Genomic DNA, 20,738 nt, shown 5'->3' on the forward strand with positions numbered 1-20,738 from the left:
GCGCAGTGACCCGACATCGGCTGCGCGCCAATAGTATTCGCAGCAAAACCCGGTGGACGACATTCCGCCGTCCGCTGGTCGGGCTGGTGACGGTGGTCGCCATCGTCGGTGTCATCGTGCTGGCCGCCACCATGTTCCGCGGCGGCTTCACCCAAACCGTGCCTCTCACGGTGTTGTCGCCACGTGCCGGCCTGGTGATGAATCCGGACGCCAAGGTCAAGCTGCATGGCGCCGAGGTCGGCCGGGTCAGCGCCATCGACGCATTGCCCGACGGCCAGGCGGCACTGAGGCTGGCGATGGATCCCGCTGCGTTGCAGTTGATTCCCTCGAATGTTGTGGTCGACATCGCGTCGACGACGGTGTTCGGCGCCAAGTTCGTGCAATTGGTAGACCCGCCACAGCCGTCGCCACACAACATCGCCGAAGGTGCCGTGATTCAGGCCGATCAAGTGACAGTCGAGATCAACACCGTGTTCGAGCAGCTCACCTCTCTGCTGTCGGCGGTCGATCCGGTGAAGATCAATCAGACGCTGGGGGCAATCGCCACGGCACTCAACGGGCGCGGCCAATCCTTGGGTCAGATGCTTTCGACGCTCAACGCCGTTCTGGGCAAGCTCGATCCGGCGTTACCCGCTCTCAGCCGGGACCTCACGGACGCGCCATCGGTGTTCGGCGCCTATGCCGACGCCGCCGAGGACCTCCTGCGTATCGCCGACCACGTCGCGACGGTGAGTCAGACGGTGGTCGCCGAACAACACAATCTCGATGCGCTGCTGCTCGGACTCATCGGACTGGCCGATATCGGCAACGATGTCATCGGCGGAAACCGGCGGGCGCTGAGCGAGGTGCTGCGTCTGCTACTGCCGACAACCACGCTGACCAGCGAATACCACGAGGCCATCAATTGTGCTGTCGAAGGCGTGCTCCCGGCCGCCAAGAATCCGCCGTCGCCCGAACCTGGTGTCGTCGCCTCGGTGAGCCTGCTATTAGGTCAGGACCGCTATCGCTACCCCGGTGACCTGCCCAGGGTCGCCGCCACCGGCGGCCCCCAGTGCCACGATCTGCCGCGGCTGGCCTACGGTCAGCACCCGCCGTTCGTCGTCGCCGACGTCGGCGCGAACCCGTGGGAGTACGGCAACCAGGGGTTGGTGCTCAACGCCGACGGCCTCAAACAATGGCTGTTCGGGCCCCTGAACGGTCCACCGCGTAACAGTGCAGAGATCGGCCAACCGGGATGAGCCGCCCTCGCCGTTGGGCAACGGCCGTGAAGTTCGCCGTCTTCGCAGCTGTGATGTCGGTGCTCACCGCCTCCCTGTTCGTCGTGTTCGGCCAGTTCCGAACCAGCTCGACCACCGAGTACTCGGCTGTCTTCGCGGATGTATCACGTTTGAGCGCAGGTGATTCCGTGCGGGTAGCCGGAATCAGGGTCGGTACGGTCACCGGCGTGACGCTGCGCGCCGACAACAAGGTGGTAGTGCACTTTGATGCGGACGACGAGGTGGTGCTCACCGAGGGCACCCGACTCGCGGTGCGCTATCTCAACCTGGTGGGAGACCGCTATCTCGAACTTCTCGACGGCCCGGGCTCGACCCGTCGGCTGGCAGCGCGGGCCGAGATCGCCGAAGCCAGCACCGCACCCGCGTTGGATCTCGACCTGCTCCTCGGTGGACTCAAACCCGTCATCCAGGGCCTGGATGCGCAGGATGTCAACGCGTTGACGTCGGCTTTGCTCACGGTGTTCCAGGGGCAGGGCGACGCACTGGAATCGGTCTTCACGAAGACGTCGGCCTTCGCTGATTCGCTGGCCGACAACAACGACGTGGTGCAGCGCCTCATCGACAACCTCACCACCCTGGTGGCCACGTTGGACCACGAAGGTGACAAGTTCTCGAACGCCGTCGACGGTCTGCAACGGCTGGCAACCGAACTGGCGGAGCAGCGCGATCTGATCGGTGCCGCGATCACCTCGATCGACGCGGGCACCGCATCGGTCGCCGATCTGCTGACCACGTCCAGACCACCGCTCGCGGCTACCGTCGGACAGCTGAACCGGCTTGCGCCCCTCCTCGATGAGGATAAGGACCGTATCGACGCCGCCCTGCGCAAAGCGCCGGAGAACTATCGAAAACTGGTGCGGCTCGGCGCCTACGGCAACTTCATCCAGTTCTATGTGTGCGGCTTGAGTGTGCGGGTTTCGGATCTGCAGAACCGCACGGCGGTCTTCCCGTGGATCAAGCAGGAGGGCGGGAGGTGTTCGGAGCCCGATGCTTAAATACCGTGACAACAGACTCACACGCGTCGGGGTCATCGGCGCGGTGCTCTGCGTGTTGATCGTCGCAATCGGGCTCGCGCCGGAGCGACTGGTCTCGATGGCGACGGCGCTGCAGTACCGTGCCATCTTCGCCGAGGCCGGCGGGCTGGCTCTCGGCAACGACGTCACCGTCGCCGGAATGAAAGTAGGTGCGGTTTCGGATATCTCGCTGCGCCACGGCGAAGTGGTCGTCGGGTTCACCGTCGCGGGCACCGTAAGGCTGGGGTCTGAGACCACCGCCCACATCGCCACCGGCTCGGTACTGGGCCAACGGATGGTTGTGCTTAGACCCGCCGGTCGTGACCCGATGCGGCACACCGACGAGATTCCGTTATCGCGCACCTCCTCTCCGTATTCCTTGACCGAGGCCATGGACGAGCTCACCACCAACGCCGAGGGGCTGGACACAGCCAGCCTCAATCAGTCGCTGGATGCGCTGTCGGATGCCATCGACCGGATATCGCCCCAACTCACGCCAACCTTCGATGGACTGACCCGGCTGTCGCGAACACTCAACGAACGTAATGAGTCGATGCGCGATCTGTTGAAGCATGCCGGGAACGTCTCCGAAATCCTGGCGGACCGCAGCCAGCAGGTCGACACCCTGATTCTCGACACCACCGATCTGCTCGCGGTCCTGGTGCAGCGGCGCAACGAGATTGCCACCTTGCTCGCCAACACCACCGCCGTCGCCCGACAGCTATCCGGACTGGTGGCCGATCACGAACAGGAACTCGGCCCCACTCTCGACAGGTTGAACTCGGTGGCGGCGATGTTGCAGCAGAACCGTGACAACATCGCCAAAGCCTTACCGGGCTTCGCGAAGTATCAGCTGACGTTGGGCGAGACCGTCGCAAACGGCCCGTACTACAACGCCTTCGTGCCCAACCTCCTGCCCGGCCAGATGCTTCAACCGTTCCTCGACTACGCGTTCGGCTTTCGCCGCGGTGTCGACGCGGGCCAACCCCCCGACGACGCGGGCCCGCGGGCGGAATTCCCCTGGCCGCGCAATGGTATTCCGGAGAGGCCGCGATGATCGCACGCAGCCGGATCGCCGCCGTATTGGCAGTCGTGCTGGTGGGTGTGGGATTTTCGGGGACGCTCGTGCTGGTTCGACAAATCTACTTTGCGCCGACGGTCATCACCGCGTACTTCACGTCGACGACCGCAATTTATCCCGGCGACGAGGTGCGGGTCCTTGGCGTGAACGTCGGACGGATCACCGCGATCGAGCCCGACGGCACCTGGTCGAAAATGACGATGCACGTCGACCGCGACGTGCCGATTCCCGCCGAGGCCGACGCGGTGATCGTGTCACACAACCTCGTTGCGGCGCGCTATGTCCAGCTCGCCCCGGCCTACCGAGACACCGGTCCGACCATGCCGGACAACGGCGTCATCCCCATCGAGCGCACGGCCGTACCTGTCGAGTGGGACGAGGTGAAGGCCCAGCTGACCCGACTCGCAACCGATTTGGGCCCCAACAGCGAGTTGTCGACCACGGCGATGGCGCGCTTCATCGACAGCGCGGCCTCCGCAATGGAGGGAAACGGGGCCAAATTGCGGCAGACACTGGCTCAACTGTCCGGCGTGGGTCGATTGCTGTCCGACGGCAGTGGCGACATCGTCGAAATCATCAGTCATCTGCAGACTTTCGTCACCACGCTGAGCGAGAGCAGCGAGCAGATCGTCCAGTTCCAGGACCGCCTCGCCACGTTGTCCAGCGTGCTCGACGGTAGTCGCTCGGATCTCGATGCGGCACTCAACAGCCTGTCGGTCGCGGTGGGAGACGTCAGCCGCTTCGTCGCCACGCACCGCGACCGAACCTCCGAGCAGATCGGCCGGCTGGCGGACGTCACGCAGAACCTGGTCGACCACAGCACCGATCTCGAGCAGATCCTGCACGTGGCGCCCAACTCCTTTGCCAACGCGTACAACATGTACAACGCCGACACCGGCGAGTTCGCCGGAGCGGCTGTTCTGAACGGCTTTTCGAACCCCATCCATTTCATCTGCGCCCAGATCGGTGCAATCGAGAATGCGACCGCGCCCGAGACAGCACAACTGTGCAGCGACTATCTGGGACCGGCACTGCGGCTGATGAATTTCAACTACCTGCCCATTCCCTTCAACCCCTACCTTGCCAAGTCCGCGAGCCCGGAGAACCTGATCTATACCGAACCGCGTCTGATGCCGGGACACGCTGACGCGGCCCCACCGACGCTGCCCGACATGTTGCTGCCCGCCGAGGCGGCGCCCTCGACCCTCGTGGCGCCGCCGGCTGTCGGGGTGCCCTTCGAAGGGAGCCCGCCGTGATGAGCAGCACGTCCCGTGTTCGAACACTGCTCGCCGCCGTGGGCAGCGTGATCCTGGTCGTACCGGGTTGTAGCTTCACAGGTACGAACTCGATTGCGCTGCCGGGCACCATCGGGCGGGGCGCGCATGATCAGATCTTTCACGTCGAGATCGCCAATGTCGGGACGATGGAGTCGAATTCACCGGTGCTGGTGGACGATGTCGTTGTCGGCAGTGTCGGTGCAATGAAGGTGCGTGGCTACCACGCCGACGTAGAGGTCTTCGTCAAGTCGAATGTCGTTGTCCCGGCCAACGCGGTCGCGACTATCGGCCAGACGAGTCTGCTGGGATCCAGCCACCTGGCGTTGAACCCACCGCTAGGGGATGCGCCGTTCGGCCGGCTCGCGACGGGCTCAACACTTCCGCTCGACAGCTCCTCCACTTATCCGTCCACTGAGGCGACGTTGTCGTCATTGTCGGCGATCGTCAACACGGGAGGGTTGGGCCAGATCGGCGACGTCATCCACAATCTCAGCGTCGCGCTGTCCGGTCGCGAGAGCGAGGTGCGCGAGTTGCTTGGGCGGTTCGAGAGATTCGTCGGTGTACTCGATTCACAACGCGATAACGTCGTCGCCTCGATTCACGCGCTGGATCGGCTCGCAGCCCGCCTCGCAGCCCAGCGTGAGGTCATTGTGCGCGCGCTGGACACCATTCCGCCAGCCCTCGATGTCCTTGTCGCCCAGCGACCGAACCTCACCGCGGCGCTGGATAGGTTGCGGGTGTTCAGCGATACCGCAACGGGTCTCGTTGAAGATACGAAGGCGAACTTCGTCGATAATCTGCGCAACCTCGAACCGACGCTGGGAGCGCTCGCCGACGTCGGGCCGGACCTCGACACCGCGTTGGCGTTCGCGACCACGTTCCCTTACCCGCAGAATCTCGTCGACCGCGCGGTTCGCGGTGACTACATGAACTATTACCTGGTGCTCGACTTGACGGTGAACCGACTCAAGCGCGGGTTGATGCTCGGAACACGTTGGGGGCGACCGGACCTGCCCTTGGTGCCCGCACCAGGCGACCCGGGCTACGACGCCTACTACACCCCCGATCCGCTAGGGGTAGGTGTCGCGCCGCCACCTCAGTCTGGTGGCCGCTGATGTTCACCGGTCTGGTGAAGGCTCAGCTGGTGATCTTCACTGTCGCTTCGGTCATCGGGGTGTCCGCATTGCTGTTCTCTTATGTTCAGGTGCCGATGCTGTTGGGCATCGGCCGGATTACAGTGACACTGGAATTGCCGACGACAGGTGGGCTCTATCAATTCGGCAATGTGACCTATCGCGGTGTGCAGATCGGCAAGGTCGTCGACGTTGCTCCTACTCGTGAAGGCGCGAAAGCCACTTTGTCCTTGGACAGTTCACCGCGAGTGCCGGCGGATGTGCAGGCCGAAGTGCGCAGCGTATCGGCGGTGGGTGAGCAATATGTCGAACTGCGGCCCCGCACCGCGGGTGCGCCGTACCTGGCTGACGGGTCTGTGATCCCCATGCGCGATGCCGTCGTTCCTCAGCAGGTGGGTCCGATGCTGGACCAGGTTAGCGCGTTACTGGCAAGCATCCCGAAGGGCAGGGTGACCGCCCTGCTAGACGAATCGTTCACCGGTCTCAACGGCGCCGGCTATGACATCGCGTCACTGATCGATTCGTCTGCCGCGCTGGTCCGCGACATCGACGCTACCGGTGAGCGTCCGCGTCGTCTGGTCGAAGACACTGCCCCGCTGCTGAATTCACAAGCCCAGACTGCTGATGCGCTGCGCATCTGGACTCGTGACCTCGCCAACGTCACCGAGGAGCTCGCCCGTAATGACAGCGAGGTGCGGACCCTGTTGCGGGCGGGACCCGGGGCCACGGAGGAAGTATCGCGGTTACTCGAGCAGGTCAAGCCCACGTTGCCGGTGCTGCTGGCGAACCTGAGCTCAGTCGGCCAGATCGGCGTGACATACAACGCCTCGTTGGAACAGCTACTGGTACTTCTGCCACCGTTCGTGGCCGCGGTCCAGGCAGCGTTGCCGGGCAACAATCCGACCGGAATTGCGCTGGGCGAGTTCAGGATCGCAGTGGGCGATCCGCCAGCGTGCACTGTGGGCTATCTACCCCCGTCCGCCTGGCGATCACCTGCTGACACCACTGTGATCGACACTCCAGACGGCCTGTACTGCAAACTGCCGCAAGATTCACCGATCGCCGTTCGCGGCGCACGCAACTACCCCTGTATGGGATATCCCGGAAAGCGCGCCCCGACGGTCGAGATTTGCCGCGGCGAGCAGCCTTTCACACCGGTGGCCGAGCGTCAGCACGTCGTCGGCCCGTATCCGATCGATCCCAATCTGGTCTCGCAAGGCATTCCGCCCGACGACCGGATTACTCTCGACGAGAACATCTTTGCGCCGGCCGAAGGTACCGCACCGCCTGTAGGTCAGCAGCCGCCACCTGCGTCGCCGCCGGCGGCGCCGAGCGGCAACCACGCCACCGGGCCCCCACCGCCGGTCGCGGTCACGCAGTACAGCCCGAGCACTGGCCAGTTCGTCGCCCAGGATGGCCGAGCCTACCGGCAGACGAATCTCGCCGAGCCGCCGCCGAAGGATTGGAAAGACCTGCTGCCCAGATGATCACGCGGTCTTGGTCAACCGAAACGGCATCTCGATTGTCATCCAGTAACTGACGCCGCACGCACCGCTCGGCCCGAAGGTTTTGTCCTTGCCGACCAACGTCGTCGAATCGACAGGATAAAAGGTGAACTGTTGATTGCCCGGCGCGGTAGTGCCGTCGGCGCACGGAATCCATTCGACCACATCATGTTCGACCGTCCACAGTCCGAAACTGAAGACGGCATCGGCGCTCCACCCCTGGTCGCTGATAACGCGGCCGGTGCACTCGACATGGGAGCTGCAAGTCGAAGTTATCGTCCAGGTGCTCGTGACCGTGGCCTCGTCGCGACGGACCTCGCGGGTTTTGGCCCACCGCCCGTCGGAGACTGCCGTGTACGTCCCGTCGAGCGTAGGCCACTCGGTCGCCGCGGCCGGAGGCACGACGGTGGCAAACGCGACGGCGGCGACCACGAAAGTGGCGCGGGTCGCGGACTGCACGCGGGGACTCGCCACACGTCGTTCCTAGCACGAATTGTGTCAGTACTGACGCAAATCCTCGAGGACTAGGTGAACGGCGGGCGTTCGTCGATCCGACGCGACGCCGCACCCGCACGCCGCCACAGCCGCGCGACCCAGTCCGCATCCTCGTCGGTGACGAAGTTGCCCATGACGCGCACCGCGATCGTCATGAGGAACGACGACCTCATCGCGAGCGGACCGGTCGCAGGCAAGAAGCGCGGGATCGTCAGCAGCAGCCCCAGCCGTCGCGCCACGGAGAAGCCCTGCGCGTAGTGCGCCGACAGCACCGCGGGCCACGCCAATGTCAGATCGCCGGTGCCTAGCAGCTCTGCCGCGAGCCTGCCGGTTTCCAGCCCGTAGTCGATGCCCTCACCGTTGAGCGGGTTGACGCACGCCGCGGCGTCGCCGATCAGCATCCAGTTCGGCCCGGCCACCCCGGATACGGCACCGCCCATCGGCAACAACGCCGACAGACCCGCGCGCGGCGCTCCGTCGAAGCCCCATTCCTCGCGCCGCAGGTCGGTGTAATACGCCATCAACGGACGCAGTGCGGCGTCGGCCGGCCGTTTGGACGTCGCGAGCGCGCCGACACCGATGTTCACCTCGCCGTTGCCCAGCGGGAAGATCCATCCGTAGCCGGGCAGCACCTCACGTTCGGGTGAGCGCAATTCGAGATGCGACGTGATCCACGGTTCGCTCGCGCGCGGCGTGCCGATGTACCCGCGGATGGCCACTCCGTACACCGTCTCCTTGTGCCACTCACGACCGAGCACGCGTCCCAGTGTCGAGCGGGCGCCGTCGGCGACGATCAGTTCGCAGCAGCCGATCTCGGCGCCATCGTCCAGCACCAGCGACGCCACTCGTCCCGACGAATCATGATGGACATCAACGGCTTTGGCGCCGAGCATCATCTTTGCGCCCTCATCGACCGCCACCATGCGGATCCGGTCGTCGAGCTCGGTGCGCGGGACCGCGCTCGACGTCGCAGGGAACGACGGACCCGGCCACTCGATTTCGACGTCCGCGCCGAACCCCGACATCCGCAATCCGCGGTGTCGCACGCGGCCGTCCAGCCACGCACCGAGCCCGAGATGCTCCATCTCCTGAACCGCGCGCGGTGTCAGACCGTCGCCGCACGCTTTGTCGCGTGGGAACTGCGCCGAATCGATCACCAGCACGTCGCGCCCGGCCCGGCACGCCCACGCCGCCGCGGCCGAACCGGCGGGCCCGGCCCCGACGACCACCACATCGGCTCGCGTTTGCATAGCTCCCAGTATGTTGGCAGGGTGAGGACACCGGCGAGTGTGGTGGCAGGCGTCGACTTCGGAGACCCCGCCTTTGCGCAGGATGTGCGCGAGGCCGTGGCCCGAATCGAAGATTTGATGGCCACTGAGCTGGGCAAAGCCGACGAATTGATGTCCGCGGCCGTACAGCACCTGTTCCAGGCGGGCGGTAAGCGGTTCCGCCCGCTGTTCACGGTGTTGGCGGCGCGCCTCGGCCCCGAACCCGATGCGTGGCAGGTCGACGTGGCGGGCGCCGTCATCGAGCTGGTCCACCTGGCGACGCTGTACCACGACGACGTGATGGACGAGGCCCAGGTGCGTCGCGGTGCGCCGAGCGCGAACGCGCGGTGGAGCAACAACATCGCGATCCTCGCTGGCGACTATCTGTTCGCGACGGCGTCGCGGCTGGTTTCCCGGCTGGGTCCGGAGGCGGTGCGCGTAATCGCCGACACGTTCGCCCAGCTGGTCACGGGACAGATGCGGGAAACCCGCGGCGCGGCCGACCATGTCGACTCCGTCGAGCACTACCTGAAGGTGGTGTACGAGAAGACGGCTTGCCTGATCGCGGCGTCCGGCCGGTTCGGAGCGACGTTCTCCGGCGCCGACGAGGAGCAGATCGAACGGTTGAGCCGCCTCGGCGGCATCGTCGGCACGGCGTTCCAGATCTCCGACGACATCATCGACATCGACAGCGATCCAGACGAATCCGGCAAACTGCCCGGCACGGACCTGCGCGAAGGCGTGCACACCCTCCCGGTGCTCTACGCGCTACGGGACACCGGCCCCGACGCCGACCGGCTGCGTGAGCTGCTCGCCGGCCCCGTCGAGAACGACGACGACCTGGCCGAGGCGCTGCGCCTGCTGCGTGCCTCGCAGGGCATGGTGAAGGCCAAGCAGACTGTCGCCGAGTACGCCGCGCAGGCACGCGAGGAGCTGGCGAACCTGCCGGAGAGCCCCGGGCGCCAGGCGTTGGCGACGCTGGCCGACTACACGGCCAATCGCCACGGCTGACGGTGCCGTGGAACTTGCCGAGCCTGTCTATGCGTTAAGAGCGTGAAACGTCTCGGTATCCGTAGTCGGCCTAGTAGGAGACAGCCACAATGACCTGGCATCCGCACGCCAACACCGCCAAGACGTTCGTGCTGCTCGCGGGATTTTCGGCGCTGATCGTCTTCATCGGCGCGTTGTTCGGGCGGAACATCATGTATCTGGCCGTCCTGTTCGCCGTTGGCATGAACGTCTACGTGTACTTCAACAGCGACAAGCTGGCGTTGAAGGCGATGCACGCCCAGCCGGTGAACGAGATGCAGGCACCGGTGATGTACAAGATCGTGCGCGAACTGGCGACCACGGCACGCCAGCCGATGCCGCGGCTCTACATCAGCGACACCGCGGCCCCGAACGCGTTCGCGACGGGACGCAACCCGCGCAACGCGGCCGTCTGCTGCACGACCGGCATCCTGGGCATCCTCAACGAGCGCGAGCTACGCGCGGTGCTCGGCCACGAGCTGAGCCACGTCTACAACCGCGACATCCTCATTTCCTGCGTGGCAGGTGCCATGGCGTCGGTGGTGACGGCGCTGGCGCTCGTCGCCCAGTTCGCCGGTATGTTCGGCGGCAGCCGCGAGGGTGGCTCGAATCCCTTTGCGATGCTTCTGGTTGCGCTGCTCGGGCCGATCGCCGCGACGGTGATCAAGTTGGCAGTTTCGCGGTCGCGCGAATACCAGGCCGATCAGTCGGGAGCCGAGTTGACGGGTGATCCGCTGGCGCTGGCGAGTGCGCTGCGCAAGATCAGCATGGGGGTGCAGCAGGCCCCGCTGCCGCCGGAACCGCAGCTCGCCGACCAGGCGCACCTGATGATCGCCAACCCGTTCCGGGCGGGGGAGAAGATCGGCAAGCTCTTCTCGACGCACCCGCCGATGGAAGATCGCATCGCCCGGCTGGAGGCGATGGCCGGCCGCGGGCCTGATCGGTACTACTGATCGGGTAACGCCGCCGCCCTGACCGGCGATGACACGGGCATGCTGCGAGTCACAACCGCACCATCTAGGGTGTGGACCGTGCTGAACAGAATGCTGATCGGCGTCGTGGCGTCTGCGGGGGCGGCCCTCATCGGACTGCCGGGCGTCGCGATGGCCCAGCCGCCGGCACCGCCGCCACCGCCACCTCCACCGAACGTGAACGCGTACGCGCCGATGAAGCTGTCGGAGTACCAGGTGATGGACAACCAGTGGTATGCGTTCAAGACGCCCGACGGTCTGACCTGCGTCTTGCAGCGCAACGGCGGCTACGGCTGCAGCGGCCCGATCCCCGGGGCGCCCGAGGGTGCGAACCTCGTCAGCGGTGGTCCCGGCGTCCCGTCCTTCGCCAACTCGGCGGGGGATGTGTTCGCCAACGTCGACGCCAAGCCACTTCCGGCGGGTTCGCGCCTGAGCTATCAGACGGTCAGCTGCGGTAGCGACGGGTCGGTGACAACCTGCGCGGACAGCCGCAACCAGTCCGGGTTCGTGCTCAGCCCGGCGGGCAGCTTCATCATCAACGGCGGCATCAACCCGCTGCTGGATCGACCCGAGGGCACCAACCCTTACTTCAACTGAGCTCCGGTGGATAGGCGCGGCTCAGAATCCTGAGCCGTGCACCTCGTGTCCGGGCTTCTCGGCGGCCAGACCTCGGTAGGCCTGTTCGACCGTGGAACCGTGGTTGACGACGCCGTCGACCTCCCGCGCGATCGGCATGGAGATGCCGTACTTGTCGGCAAACTCCATGATCACGCTCGCGGCCTTGACTCCCTCGGCAACCTGATTCATCGACGAGATGATCTCCTCGATCGACTTGCCGGAACCGAGTTGTTCGCCGACATGGCGGTTGCGGCTGCGCTGACTCGTGCACGTGACGATGAGGTCGCCCATGCCGGCCAGGCCCGCGAAGGTGTCGCGGTGACCGCCCATCGCTTCGCCGAGCTTCGACATCTCACGAAGGGCGCGGGCGATCACCATCGCGCGGGTGTTTTCACCGATGCCAAGGGAATAGCCCATCCCCACCGCGATCGCGTACACGTTCTTGAGTGCACCTGCCATCTCCACCCCGACGACGTCATCGGTGGTGTAAGTCCGGAATCGCCTGGTGCGGAACAGCTTTCCGAGGTTCGCTGCGAGACTCTGGTCGGGCATCGCGAGCACCGCGGCGGCCGCGTAGCCCTCGGCCACTTCCCGCGCAATGTTCGGCCCGGCGAGGATACCTGCGGGGTGTCCGGGCAGCACCTCGTTGACGATCTGGCTCATCCGGTAGTTCGTGCCCTGCTCGAGACCCTTGACCAGAGACACCACCGGCACCCAAGGCCGTAGCTCCCTGGCGAGTTCGGTTAAGACCCCGCGGAAGCCGTGCGACGGCACGCCCATGACGATGACGTCGGCGCACTCGGCGGCCTCGGAGAAGTCGGTGGTGGCCTTGAGCGTGTGCGCCAGCTCGACCTCGTTGCCGAGGTACTTGGTGTTGCGGTGCTTGTCGTTGATGTCGTCGGCGGTCTCCTGGGAACGCACCCACTGCAGCGTCGGCCCGCGCCTGGCGCAGATGGACGCCACGGTGGTGCCCCATGAGCCTCCACCGAGGACGACGACCTTGGGTTCGCGTTGCGCAGGTGCCATGCCGATCAGGGTATGACTGTCGGCGAGTCGCGCGGACCGGTTTGTGGCGACTGAATGCGGGTAGATCCCCTGGCGGGTCCCACGCCCGTCGTATGGCTCGCACAACCCGACCGAGAGGCGCATCATCAGCAGCATGAGGCGAGAGGTGGGCGCACAGCTCGAAGTCCAGGTGCTCGCGCCGACCGAACTGGAGTTCCAGATCGCCGTCGCACCGCACGTCAATGCTGAGGTGTCGGAATCGTTGTCCTTCGTGTTGGACGGAAAACCTGTGCAGCCCTTGGAGATAAGCGGGACGCATGGCAACAGGATCCACAAGCTTGACGTTCAAGGCGGGTTGCTGAAGGTCGACTATGCCGCGACCGTCACCGGACGAGCTGATCCGCCGCCGGTCACCGAGTACGAAAAGTCGGTGTACCTGAGGCCGAGCCGCTACGCGGAGGCCGACAAGTTCTTCGGGTTCGCGGCAACGGAATTCGGTAACTACGTCGATTCGACGACGCTGCTGGAGAAGGTGTCGTCATGGGTGGGTACGCGGCTGAACTACGTGCCCGGGTCCAGCGACCCGATCGACGGGGCGGCGGACACATTGCTCGCCGGTGCCGGAGTCTGCCGCGACTTCGCGCACCTGGTGGTGGCGCTGCTGCGAGCGGTGTTCGTTCCGGCCCGCGTCGTCTCGGTGTACGCGCCGGGCCTGTACCCGATGGACTTCCACGCGGTGGCCGAGGCGTTCGTCGAGGGGCAGTGGCGCGTCGTCGACGCCACCCTGCTGGCGCCGCGGCAGACACTGGTCCGCATCGCGACCGGTCGCGACGCCGCCGACACCGCCTTTCTGGACAACCACAGGGGCGGGATCAACCTGAACTGGATGTCGGTGACCGCCGTCACTGACGGCGATCTGCCGAGGGACCCGATCGGCGAGCTGGTGTCGATCGGCTAGGGCGTCAGCGGTAGTTGACGAACTGCAGCGCGACGTCCAGGTCGGAGCCCTTGAGCAGGGCGATGACGGCCTGCAGGTCGTCGCGCTTCTTCGACGACACCCGGATCTCATCGCCCTGGATCTGGGCCTTGACGCCCTTGGGGCCCTCGTCGCGGATGATCTTGGTGATCTTCTTGGCGTCCTCGCTGCTGATGCCCTGCTTCATCTGGCCGCTGACCTTGAAGGTCTTGCCCGAAGCCTGCGGCTCTCCGACGTCGAAGGCCTTCATGGAGATGTCGCGACGGATCAGCTTTTCCTTGAAGACGTCGATTGCCGCCTTGACCCGCTCCTCGGTCGAGGACGTGATGACGACGGTCTCCTCGCCCTGCCAGGCGATGGAGGTGTCGGTGCCGCGGAAGTCGTAGCGCGTGGACAGCTCCTTGGCCGCCTGATTGAGTGCGTTGTCGGCCTCCTGGCGGTCGACCTTGCTCACGACGTCGAACGATGAATCCGCCATTGGACTCGGCCCTCCTGGTGTCTAGTGCGTTTTCGTCTTAGCGCCATCCTCGTTGTACCCTGCTATTCGCACCAAACCGGTACCCGGGTGGTGCAGCACCCAGGCAGGTTGCCCGAGCGGCCAATGGGAGCGGACTGTAAATCCGTCGGCTAACGCCTACACAGGTTCGAATCCTGTACCTGCCACACTGGTCAGGCCCCCTTTCGAGGGGGCCTGAGGTGTTCGACGGCTAACGGGATTGTCCCGGCCTGCGCGGAGTCTGCGGGTCGCGTGACTCAGCCACACCGAAATCAACGCCACCGGAGCGTTTTCCAGATATGTCGTCGTTTGGGTGACGCGCGGTGGGCGTGCCTCGAGATCGACATCGTCCAGCGCCCCCGGCGACTCAATCGACGACATCAGTGACTGGCAGGCTGAGTACTCGGGTCAGCAACACCCGATGTGGGTCGTTTCGGGAGGACCTAAGACGGATCCACCCCGGGTTTCCGTTACTTAGGCGACTTGGCTGCGGTCGAGCGTGCCCTCCGCTCGAGTACTCGGCCAGATCGCTTCGGTTGCCGACGAGCTCGAACGGGTCGCCGATCCGATTCAGCTGTGTGAGCCGCGAAACTGAAACTTAAAGGGCTTCTCGCACTTTGCCTGCACAACTTCGGTCTAGGCGTGCGACTGAGCTATGCGACGTTGGCGTGGGGCGCGTCGAATCCAAAGAGCAGTGGCTCCAGGGCGGCGAACAGTTGCTTGCGGTCGCTGATGTGGAAGTGGTTGCCTTTGAGCATCTGCACTGAGAATTCGGCCACGGTACGCGAACTCCATTGGCGCAGCTCACGCTCGCTGACCAGGAAGTCGTCGCTGCCACCGAAGGCGTGGATCGGGCACGTCAGGGGCACCGACGTGGCGTCGTCATCCGTTGCGCCGAGACGCAGGTCGATTCGAGCTAACGCGACCGCTTTCTTCCGCAAACACGGCCACCGGTCCAGCTCGACCGGTAGACCGCCGATGTCGGACAGGACCTTGCTCAGCTGTTGATCGTCGACGTCGTGCACCATGTGTATCGCTGTCGGCAGGTGCGGTGGGGGGAAGGAAGACACGATCAAGGCGCTCGGCAGGGGTAGGCCCGCCGCCGCGCGCAGGCTGGCCAGTCGGTACGCCACGAGTGCGCCGAAGCTGTGGCCGAAGAATACGTGCGGTTCGTCGAGCAGCGGACCGAGCCGATCGTGGATCGCCTCAACGAGCTCGCTGAGCGTGGCGAAGCGTTCGCGATCGGGCACGTCGACGGCAACGACGTCGACATCCGCGCTGAGGCCCCTCTTCCAGAGGTTGAACGAGCTGGCCCCGCCCCCGGCGTGGTGGAAGCAGATCAAGCGGACGCGTCGAGTCGCCTTCCGCGAGCTCGTCGCACCCGACAAACGGGAGATCGGACGGGCGGGCTCTTCCGTCAGCGTCTTGACCAACATGTCGGGTCCTCTCGTGGTGATGAGAGCGACTTTGACGTCGGCACCTTGGCGAATCCTTAAAGGATCTGCGCGCACTGCGAGCAACCCGACCAGAATTCGACTGGCCGGCGCCGGACCTGCCTCCGTTCGCCTGCAAGATCCAGACGGCACCCGTGTAACGCCTGCTGCATTCGGCGCCACTCCGCACGGTAACCATCAGCGCGGCCCTGATCGGCGCCGCACGGAGTGAAGGAGACGTTATGGCGGGGATCCATCTCGAGGGCAGGATCGACGAATCCTCGACGGAGTCGACGGTGGCACGAGTGGGCGCTGTGCTCGCGCGGTATGGCCTGGTTGTCGTGATCGGCTGGATTGGCCTTCTGAAGTTCACGGCCTATGAAGCGCAGGGCATCGAGCCGCTGGTGGCTCACAGTCCGTTCATGTCGTGGGTGTACGGGGTGTTCTCGGTGGGCGCCTTCGCGGCGCTGCTTGGCGTCGTCGAGGTGGGCACCGCGGTGCTGCTCGCGGTCAAGCCGTGGTGGCCGCGCCTGTCGGCGCTCGGCAGTGTTGCGTCGATTGGACTGTTCGTCGCCACGATCAGCTTTCTGTTCACGACGCCCGGTGTCGGCGAGGCATCGGCCGGCGGCTTCCCGTTTTTGTCGATGACAGGTCAGTTTCTGATCAAAGATGTTGCGCTGCTCGGGCTTTCGGTATGGAGTCTGGGCGACGCGCTGCGCGCGGCCAGGCTGGCGCAGCATGCCTGAGCTCAGCTGGGATTTCTCTGGATTGCGGGCCCTGTTCATCAACTGCACGTTGAAGAAGTCCCCGGAGCTCAGTAACACCGGCGGCTTGATCGACATCTCGACGCGGATCATGGCAGCCCACGGTGTCGAGGTCGACGTCGTGCGCGCGATCGACCACGACATCGCCACCGGGGTGTGGCCCGACATGCGTGAACACGGCTGGGACAGCGATGATTGGCCGGAGATCTTCGACAAGGTACTTGCCTCAGACATTCTGGTGCTGGCGGGCCCGATCTGGCTGGGTGACAACAGCTCTGTGATGAAGAAAGTGCATGAACGCCTTTATGGTGGCTCTCACCTGCTCAACGATGCCGGCCAATACCTGTACTACGGACGCGTCGGAGGCTGCCTTATCACCGGCAACGAGGACGGGGTCAAGCACTGTGCCCAAAACGCGCTCTACACCCTGCAACACATCGGCTACACCATTCCGCCGCAGGCCGATGCAGGCTGGATTGGCGAAGCGGGGCCGGGGCCGTCGTACCTGGATCCCGGTTCGGGCGGACCGGATAACGACTTCACGAACCGCAATACGACGTTCATGACGTGGAATCTGATGCATTTGGCCCGCATGCTGCGCGACGGTGGCGGAGTACCGGCGTACGGAAACCTTCGAACCGGTTGGGATGCGGGGTGCCGGTATGACTTCGAGAACCCTGAGTACCGCTGAGGGGATACGATGCTGCTCGTCATGACCAGGACGGCTGGTGACGAAGAAGAACTCATCGCGGCCCTGCGCAACCGCGAGGAGTCCGCGTTCGTGTCTCTGGTGGATCGTCATACGCCTGCGATGCTGCGTGTGGCGCGAGGTTATGTGTCGAGCCGCGAGCTCGCCGAGGAGGTTGTCCAGGAAACCTGGATCGCCCTGCTCAAAGGAATCGACTCGTTTGAGGGCCGATCATCTTTGCGCACATGGCTTTTCACCGTCATGATAAATATCGCGAAGCGCAAAGGCGTGCGCGAGCGTCGTGACGCTGATGCCGCGGTGATGGCCTTCACCGGCAGCACTGTCGATCCGGCGCGCTTCCGGGACGCCGACGACCGCTATCCAGGGCACTGGAGACCGGAGCAACAGCCGTCGCCGTTTCCGGAGACGCCCGAAGGCTCGGTTCTCGGTGATGAACTCATCAGCCTTGCGCAACGAGAGCTCGACAAGCTGCCCGAGCGGCAACGACTCGTTGTCACAATGCGCGACGTGCTGGGACTCGATTCCGCCGAAGTGTGCGAGCATCTCGGCATCACAGTCGCCAATCAACGGGTGCTCCTGCATCGGGGCCGAGCCGCGGTCCGGCAGGCCCTCGAGGACTATCTGAGGGAAAGCTCATGAGCACAGATTCGATGGACTGCAACGAACTCGTGGAGTTGATCACCGCCTACCTCGACCGCTCTCTGGATCTCGAGGACCGTGCGCGGTTCGACACCCACCTGTTGGAATGCGAAGGCTGTGAGAACTACCTTCAACAGTTCCGCAGGACCGTGGGCACCATCGGCAAGATCCCCGTCGGCGAGCTCGATCCAACCTTCCGAGATCGCCTCCTCGACGCGTTCAAAGAATGGCATTAGACCGTCTGTAACGGTGGCGCAGTGCTCACACCCCTGGTCGCAATGCGTCGTCACCGGCGTGCTTCGCGGCCAAACCGAAGAGCGCTACGACTCCGGGTACCCCGAGACCTCTACCGTCCGGGAGGCTCGCTGCGGCCAACGCACCCGGCTGGCTGTGCACTACATGTGCAGCGTGAACGACTTCGACGCATGACCCAGCCACGCCGAAATCCCGCTACGAGCAGTAACCGTTCAGGCATTTGTGGTGTGAAGGTGGCACATCCTGCACGACGGCCTCCTCGCACCAGCCGCAGAGCGGCTGGCCTGACTCTTCACACGCACATGCCACGACGGCCCCTGACTATTCGACCCTGCTCGATTCGACCGCAGCATATCGCCTCCGAGAGACCAAACAATGCGCGCCCAATTGTCTAGTCGCACAACGAGGTTCGTTCTCTGCGACCGAACAACGCGGGCTCAACTGTCCAGTCGCACGGCAGGTAACCGCCGCAGCGAGAGTGGCCGTGAACATGGCTCTGATCGGCGGTGATGGGCCGACGGGGCAGTTCGTCGGCGACACCGACGAGATATACCCATGGTGACGCCGGGCTGGGTTCAAAATCGATCTGAACGAAGGGGAACGCTGTGGACGATCCGATAGCAGAAGTCGTTGCAGCCAGTGCTGCGCTCGCGGCGCACGGCCTCACCGACATGGTGTGGGGGCACGCTTCGGTGCGGGATCCTGACGGCAGCGGCGTGTGGATGAAGGCCAGTGGGTGGGGGTTCGACGAAGTGACGACCGACCGCGTGGCTCTGGTGACGCCCGATGGTGATGTCGCCGCCGGAAACGGGCCGCGCCACATCGAGTATCCGATCCACACGGAGATCATGGCCGCCCGACCCGAGGTGCACTGTGTCGTGCACACCCACGCCCCGACGCTGGCCGCCTTCGCGTCCCTCGATGTACCGCTGCGCCCGATATCCCACGACGGCGTTCTGTTCGAGGCCGGGTTACCGCGCTTCACCGTCACCGGTGCGTTGATTGCCAGTCGAGAACTCGGGAGCGCACTGGCCGCCGAACTCGGTGGTGCGCCGGCCATCTTGATGCCGTTCCACGGTGCTGCCGTCGCAGGCCCGAACGTCGCCAGCGCCGTGATGCACGCCGTCCTGCTCGAACGTGCCTGTCGTACCCAGCTGATGGCGATGTCCGCCGGAGGTCCGGCTATCTGGTCCGACCCTGCCGAGTCGGCGTTCAAACGCGAACAAGCGTGGAATCAGAAGCAACTCGACGCGGGATATCAGTACCTGCTGCGCAAGAGTCGAAACAGCACGTCCGACCAGCCTTGACTAATGGGAGTCGATCGGCGTGGCGTTGACGAGTTTGAGTTCGTGGTCGCGGGACGCTGATCGTCGAGCCGCTGACCGGTGAGCACTATGTCTGACGGGGATGAATGTCTGATTCCTAGCGCTAGATCGTGCCCCGGTCGGTTCGGTGAGGTCGCTTGAAGCGCTGATGGGATGTCGTGCCAATACGAGCACTGATCCATTAGTCCGCCGCCGGGTGTCCTCGGGCTCAATGTGAGTCAACGACGACCGCGAGGAGGTGGCATTGATGATCTTCGTCGGCGACGACTGGGCCGAAGACCATCACGATGTGTATCTGATGGACGAGGCCGGCCAACGATTGGCAGCCCGGCGATTATCCGAGGGCTTGTCTGGCATCCGGGACTTGCATGAGCTGGTTGCCCGTCACGCTGAGGAACCCGACCAGGTGGTGATCGGCATCGAGACCGATCGTGGCCTGTGGGTTTCGGCGTTGGCGGCATCGGGTTATCGGGTGTGGGCGATCAACCCGATGGCCGCGGCCCGCTACCGCGACCGTCATCACGTCTCGGGTGCGAAATCTGATGCCGGAGACGCCAAGCTGCTCGCCGACCTGGTTCGCACCGACCGGCACAACCACCGCCAGATCGCCGGAGACACCTCAGACGCCGAGGCGATCAAGGTGCTGGCCCGCACTCATCAGAGCCTGATCTGGGCACGCACTCGGCACGCCAACATGCTGCGTAGCGGGCTGCGGGAGTACTACCCCGCAGCCTTGGAGGCCTTCGATTCACTCACCGACGGTGACGCGTTGGCTGTCTTGGGCCGCGCACCCACTCCTGAACAGGGCGCCCGGTTGAGCCTGTCGAAGATCGGATCGGCACTCAAAGCTGCTGGCCGACAACGCAATATCGACACACGTGCTATCGAGATTCAAACCATCTTGCGCCGCGAGCACCTCACCGCTTCCCCTGCCATAGCCAGCGCTTTCGGGACGACCACGACGGCCGCGGTTCATGTCATTGCAGCACTGAACACCCAGATCGCCGAACTCGAGACCGTGCTGGCCGACCATTTTGAGAAACACCCGGACGCCGACATCTACCGCTCCCTGCCAGGACTTGGTGTTGTGCTCGGCGCCCGGTGCTCGGTGAGTTCGGGGACGACCCGAACCGATACCGCACTGCCAAGTGTCGCAAGAACTACGCCGGAACCTCACCATTGACCATCGCGTCGGGCCGAAAACGAGTTGTGCTGGCCCGCCATGTTCGCAACAAACGGCTCTACGACGCCCTCGATCAATGGGCCTTCTGCGCGCTGACCCGAAGTCGTGGTGCCCGCACCTTCTATGACCAGCACCGCGGAAATGGCGATACCCACCATCAAGCCCTACGCGCCCTCGGCAACCGACTCGTCGGCATCCTCCACGGCTGCCTACGCCACCAAACGCTCTACGACGAACACAAAGCCTGGACACACCGCACGCCCGCAGCTGCTTGACAACTTACGGC

Annotated in this window: 20 protein-coding genes, 1 tRNA gene and 1 pseudogene; 17 read left to right on the forward strand and 5 right to left on the reverse strand. The window is 64.7% G+C overall.

The features are described from left to right. Positions 1 to 5 precede the first annotated feature (5 nt). The 6 genes from G6N42_RS25980 to G6N42_RS26005 are packed head-to-tail and all read left to right on the forward strand — an operon-like array spanning position 6 to position 7,268. Positions 6 to 1,238 (forward strand): MCE family protein, encoded by a 1,233-nt coding sequence (locus G6N42_RS25980; protein WP_232076326.1) that lies wholly within the window; start codon positions 6 to 8, stop codon positions 1,236 to 1,238. Next, the gene (locus tag G6N42_RS25985; RefSeq protein WP_163734808.1) at positions 1,235 to 2,272 is read left to right on the forward strand and encodes an MCE family protein; all 1,038 of its coding nucleotides are present in this window, start codon (positions 1,235 to 1,237) and stop codon (positions 2,270 to 2,272) included. The genes G6N42_RS25980 and G6N42_RS25985 overlap by 4 nt, the downstream gene beginning before the upstream one ends. Continuing rightward, positions 2,265 to 3,347: an MCE family protein gene (locus G6N42_RS25990; protein ID WP_163734810.1), complete on the forward strand. Its 1,083-nt coding sequence runs from the start codon at positions 2,265 to 2,267 to the stop codon at positions 3,345 to 3,347. Before G6N42_RS25985 ends, G6N42_RS25990 begins: the two co-directional genes overlap by 8 nt. Beyond that, a complete protein-coding gene (locus G6N42_RS25995; protein ID WP_163734813.1) occupies positions 3,344 to 4,627 on the forward strand; it encodes an MCE family protein in 1,284 nt (427 codons plus the stop codon). Before G6N42_RS25990 ends, G6N42_RS25995 begins: the two co-directional genes overlap by 4 nt. After that, positions 4,627 to 5,763 carry an MCE family protein gene (locus G6N42_RS26000; protein WP_163734816.1) on the forward strand — a complete coding sequence of 379 codons (1,137 nt, stop codon included), beginning with the start codon at positions 4,627 to 4,629 and terminating at the stop codon, positions 5,761 to 5,763. Before G6N42_RS25995 ends, G6N42_RS26000 begins: the two co-directional genes overlap by 1 nt. After that, complete coding sequence (locus G6N42_RS26005; protein WP_163734819.1) at positions 5,763 to 7,268, forward strand: MCE family protein; 1,506 nt, start codon at positions 5,763 to 5,765, stop codon at positions 7,266 to 7,268. The genes G6N42_RS26000 and G6N42_RS26005 overlap by 1 nt, the downstream gene beginning before the upstream one ends. Here G6N42_RS26005 and G6N42_RS26010 read toward each other — a convergent pair whose 3' ends face one another. Then, positions 7,269 to 7,760 (reverse strand): Rv2253/PknI dimerization domain-containing protein, encoded by a 492-nt coding sequence (locus G6N42_RS26010; protein ID WP_232076328.1) that lies wholly within the window; start codon positions 7,758 to 7,760, stop codon positions 7,269 to 7,271. A gap of 50 nt (positions 7,761 to 7,810) precedes the next feature. Then, positions 7,811 to 9,031: a menaquinone reductase MenJ gene (gene menJ / locus G6N42_RS26015; RefSeq protein WP_163734822.1), complete on the reverse strand. Its 1,221-nt coding sequence runs from the start codon at positions 9,029 to 9,031 to the stop codon at positions 7,811 to 7,813. A gap of 21 nt (positions 9,032 to 9,052) precedes the next feature. On the opposite strand from menJ, the gene grcC1 reads away from it, so the two are divergent. The 3 genes from grcC1 to G6N42_RS26030 all read left to right on the forward strand — a co-directional run bounded on the left by grcC1 (position 9,053) and on the right by G6N42_RS26030 (position 11,646). Further along, entirely contained in the window at positions 9,053 to 10,060 is a 1,008-nt protein-coding gene (gene grcC1 / locus G6N42_RS26020; RefSeq protein WP_174262167.1) for a nonaprenyl/(2E,6E)-farnesyl/geranylgeranyl diphosphat synthase, read from the forward strand. Positions 10,061 to 10,149: 89 nt separating this feature from the next. Continuing rightward, on the forward strand, positions 10,150 to 11,031 hold the full coding sequence (htpX, locus tag G6N42_RS26025) for a zinc metalloprotease HtpX (protein WP_163734825.1): 882 nt from the start codon (positions 10,150 to 10,152) through the stop codon (positions 11,029 to 11,031). A 90-nt stretch (positions 11,032 to 11,121) separates the two neighbouring features. Next, positions 11,122 to 11,646 (forward strand): hypothetical protein, encoded by a 525-nt coding sequence (locus G6N42_RS26030; protein WP_410506755.1) that lies wholly within the window; start codon positions 11,122 to 11,124, stop codon positions 11,644 to 11,646. A gap of 21 nt (positions 11,647 to 11,667) precedes the next feature. Here G6N42_RS26030 and G6N42_RS26035 read toward each other — a convergent pair whose 3' ends face one another. Beyond that, positions 11,668 to 12,693, reverse strand: coding sequence for an NAD(P)H-dependent glycerol-3-phosphate dehydrogenase (locus G6N42_RS26035; RefSeq protein WP_163734831.1), 1,026 nt, complete (start codon positions 12,691 to 12,693; stop codon positions 11,668 to 11,670). 133 nt (positions 12,694 to 12,826) lie between these two features. On the opposite strand from G6N42_RS26035, the gene G6N42_RS26040 reads away from it, so the two are divergent. Beyond that, positions 12,827 to 13,630, forward strand: coding sequence for a transglutaminase-like domain-containing protein (locus G6N42_RS26040; RefSeq protein WP_163734834.1), 804 nt, complete (start codon positions 12,827 to 12,829; stop codon positions 13,628 to 13,630). A gap of 4 nt (positions 13,631 to 13,634) precedes the next feature. Here the strand turns inward: G6N42_RS26040 and G6N42_RS26045 are convergent, their stop codons facing one another. Continuing rightward, positions 13,635 to 14,126: a YajQ family cyclic di-GMP-binding protein gene (locus G6N42_RS26045; RefSeq protein WP_014209444.1), complete on the reverse strand. Its 492-nt coding sequence runs from the start codon at positions 14,124 to 14,126 to the stop codon at positions 13,635 to 13,637. A gap of 102 nt (positions 14,127 to 14,228) precedes the next feature. On the opposite strand from G6N42_RS26045, the gene G6N42_RS26050 reads away from it, so the two are divergent. Next, positions 14,229 to 14,311 (forward strand) — tRNA-Tyr (locus G6N42_RS26050). Between the two features lie 486 nt (positions 14,312 to 14,797). Here the strand turns inward: G6N42_RS26050 and G6N42_RS26055 are convergent. After that, positions 14,798 to 15,580 carry a thioesterase II family protein gene (locus tag G6N42_RS26055; RefSeq protein ID WP_163734837.1) on the reverse strand — a complete coding sequence of 261 codons (783 nt, stop codon included), beginning with the start codon at positions 15,578 to 15,580 and terminating at the stop codon, positions 14,798 to 14,800. 239 nt (positions 15,581 to 15,819) lie between these two features. Here G6N42_RS26055 and G6N42_RS26060 point away from each other — a divergent pair, with 239 nt between their 5' ends. The 6 genes and pseudogenes from G6N42_RS26060 to G6N42_RS26085 all read left to right on the forward strand — a co-directional run bounded on the left by G6N42_RS26060 (position 15,820) and on the right by G6N42_RS26085 (position 20,727). Next, positions 15,820 to 16,323, forward strand: a complete 504-nt coding sequence (locus tag G6N42_RS26060) for a YkgB family protein (protein WP_163734840.1) — start codon at positions 15,820 to 15,822, stop codon at positions 16,321 to 16,323. Beyond that, positions 16,316 to 17,032, forward strand: coding sequence for a flavodoxin family protein (locus tag G6N42_RS26065; protein ID WP_163734843.1), 717 nt, complete (start codon positions 16,316 to 16,318; stop codon positions 17,030 to 17,032). The genes G6N42_RS26060 and G6N42_RS26065 overlap by 8 nt, the downstream gene beginning before the upstream one ends. A gap of 21 nt (positions 17,033 to 17,053) precedes the next feature. Beyond that, positions 17,054 to 17,689 carry an RNA polymerase sigma factor gene (locus G6N42_RS26070; protein ID WP_163734848.1) on the forward strand — a complete coding sequence of 212 codons (636 nt, stop codon included), beginning with the start codon at positions 17,054 to 17,056 and terminating at the stop codon, positions 17,687 to 17,689. Then, positions 17,686 to 17,925, forward strand: coding sequence for an anti-sigma factor family protein (locus G6N42_RS26075; protein ID WP_174262168.1), 240 nt, complete (start codon positions 17,686 to 17,688; stop codon positions 17,923 to 17,925). The genes G6N42_RS26070 and G6N42_RS26075 overlap by 4 nt, the downstream gene beginning before the upstream one ends. 624 nt (positions 17,926 to 18,549) lie before the next feature. Further along, a complete protein-coding gene (locus tag G6N42_RS26080; protein ID WP_197905557.1) occupies positions 18,550 to 19,251 on the forward strand; it encodes a class II aldolase/adducin family protein in 702 nt (233 codons plus the stop codon). Positions 19,252 to 19,516: 265 nt separating this feature from the next. Continuing rightward, positions 19,517 to 20,727 (forward strand): annotated as a pseudogene (locus G6N42_RS26085) (IS110 family RNA-guided transposase). The last annotated feature ends 11 nt before the right edge of the window (positions 20,728 to 20,738 follow it).

This window comes from Mycobacterium gallinarum, from assembly GCF_010726765.1.
GTDB classification, from domain to species: Bacteria; Actinomycetota; Actinomycetes; order Mycobacteriales; family Mycobacteriaceae; genus Mycobacterium; species Mycobacterium gallinarum.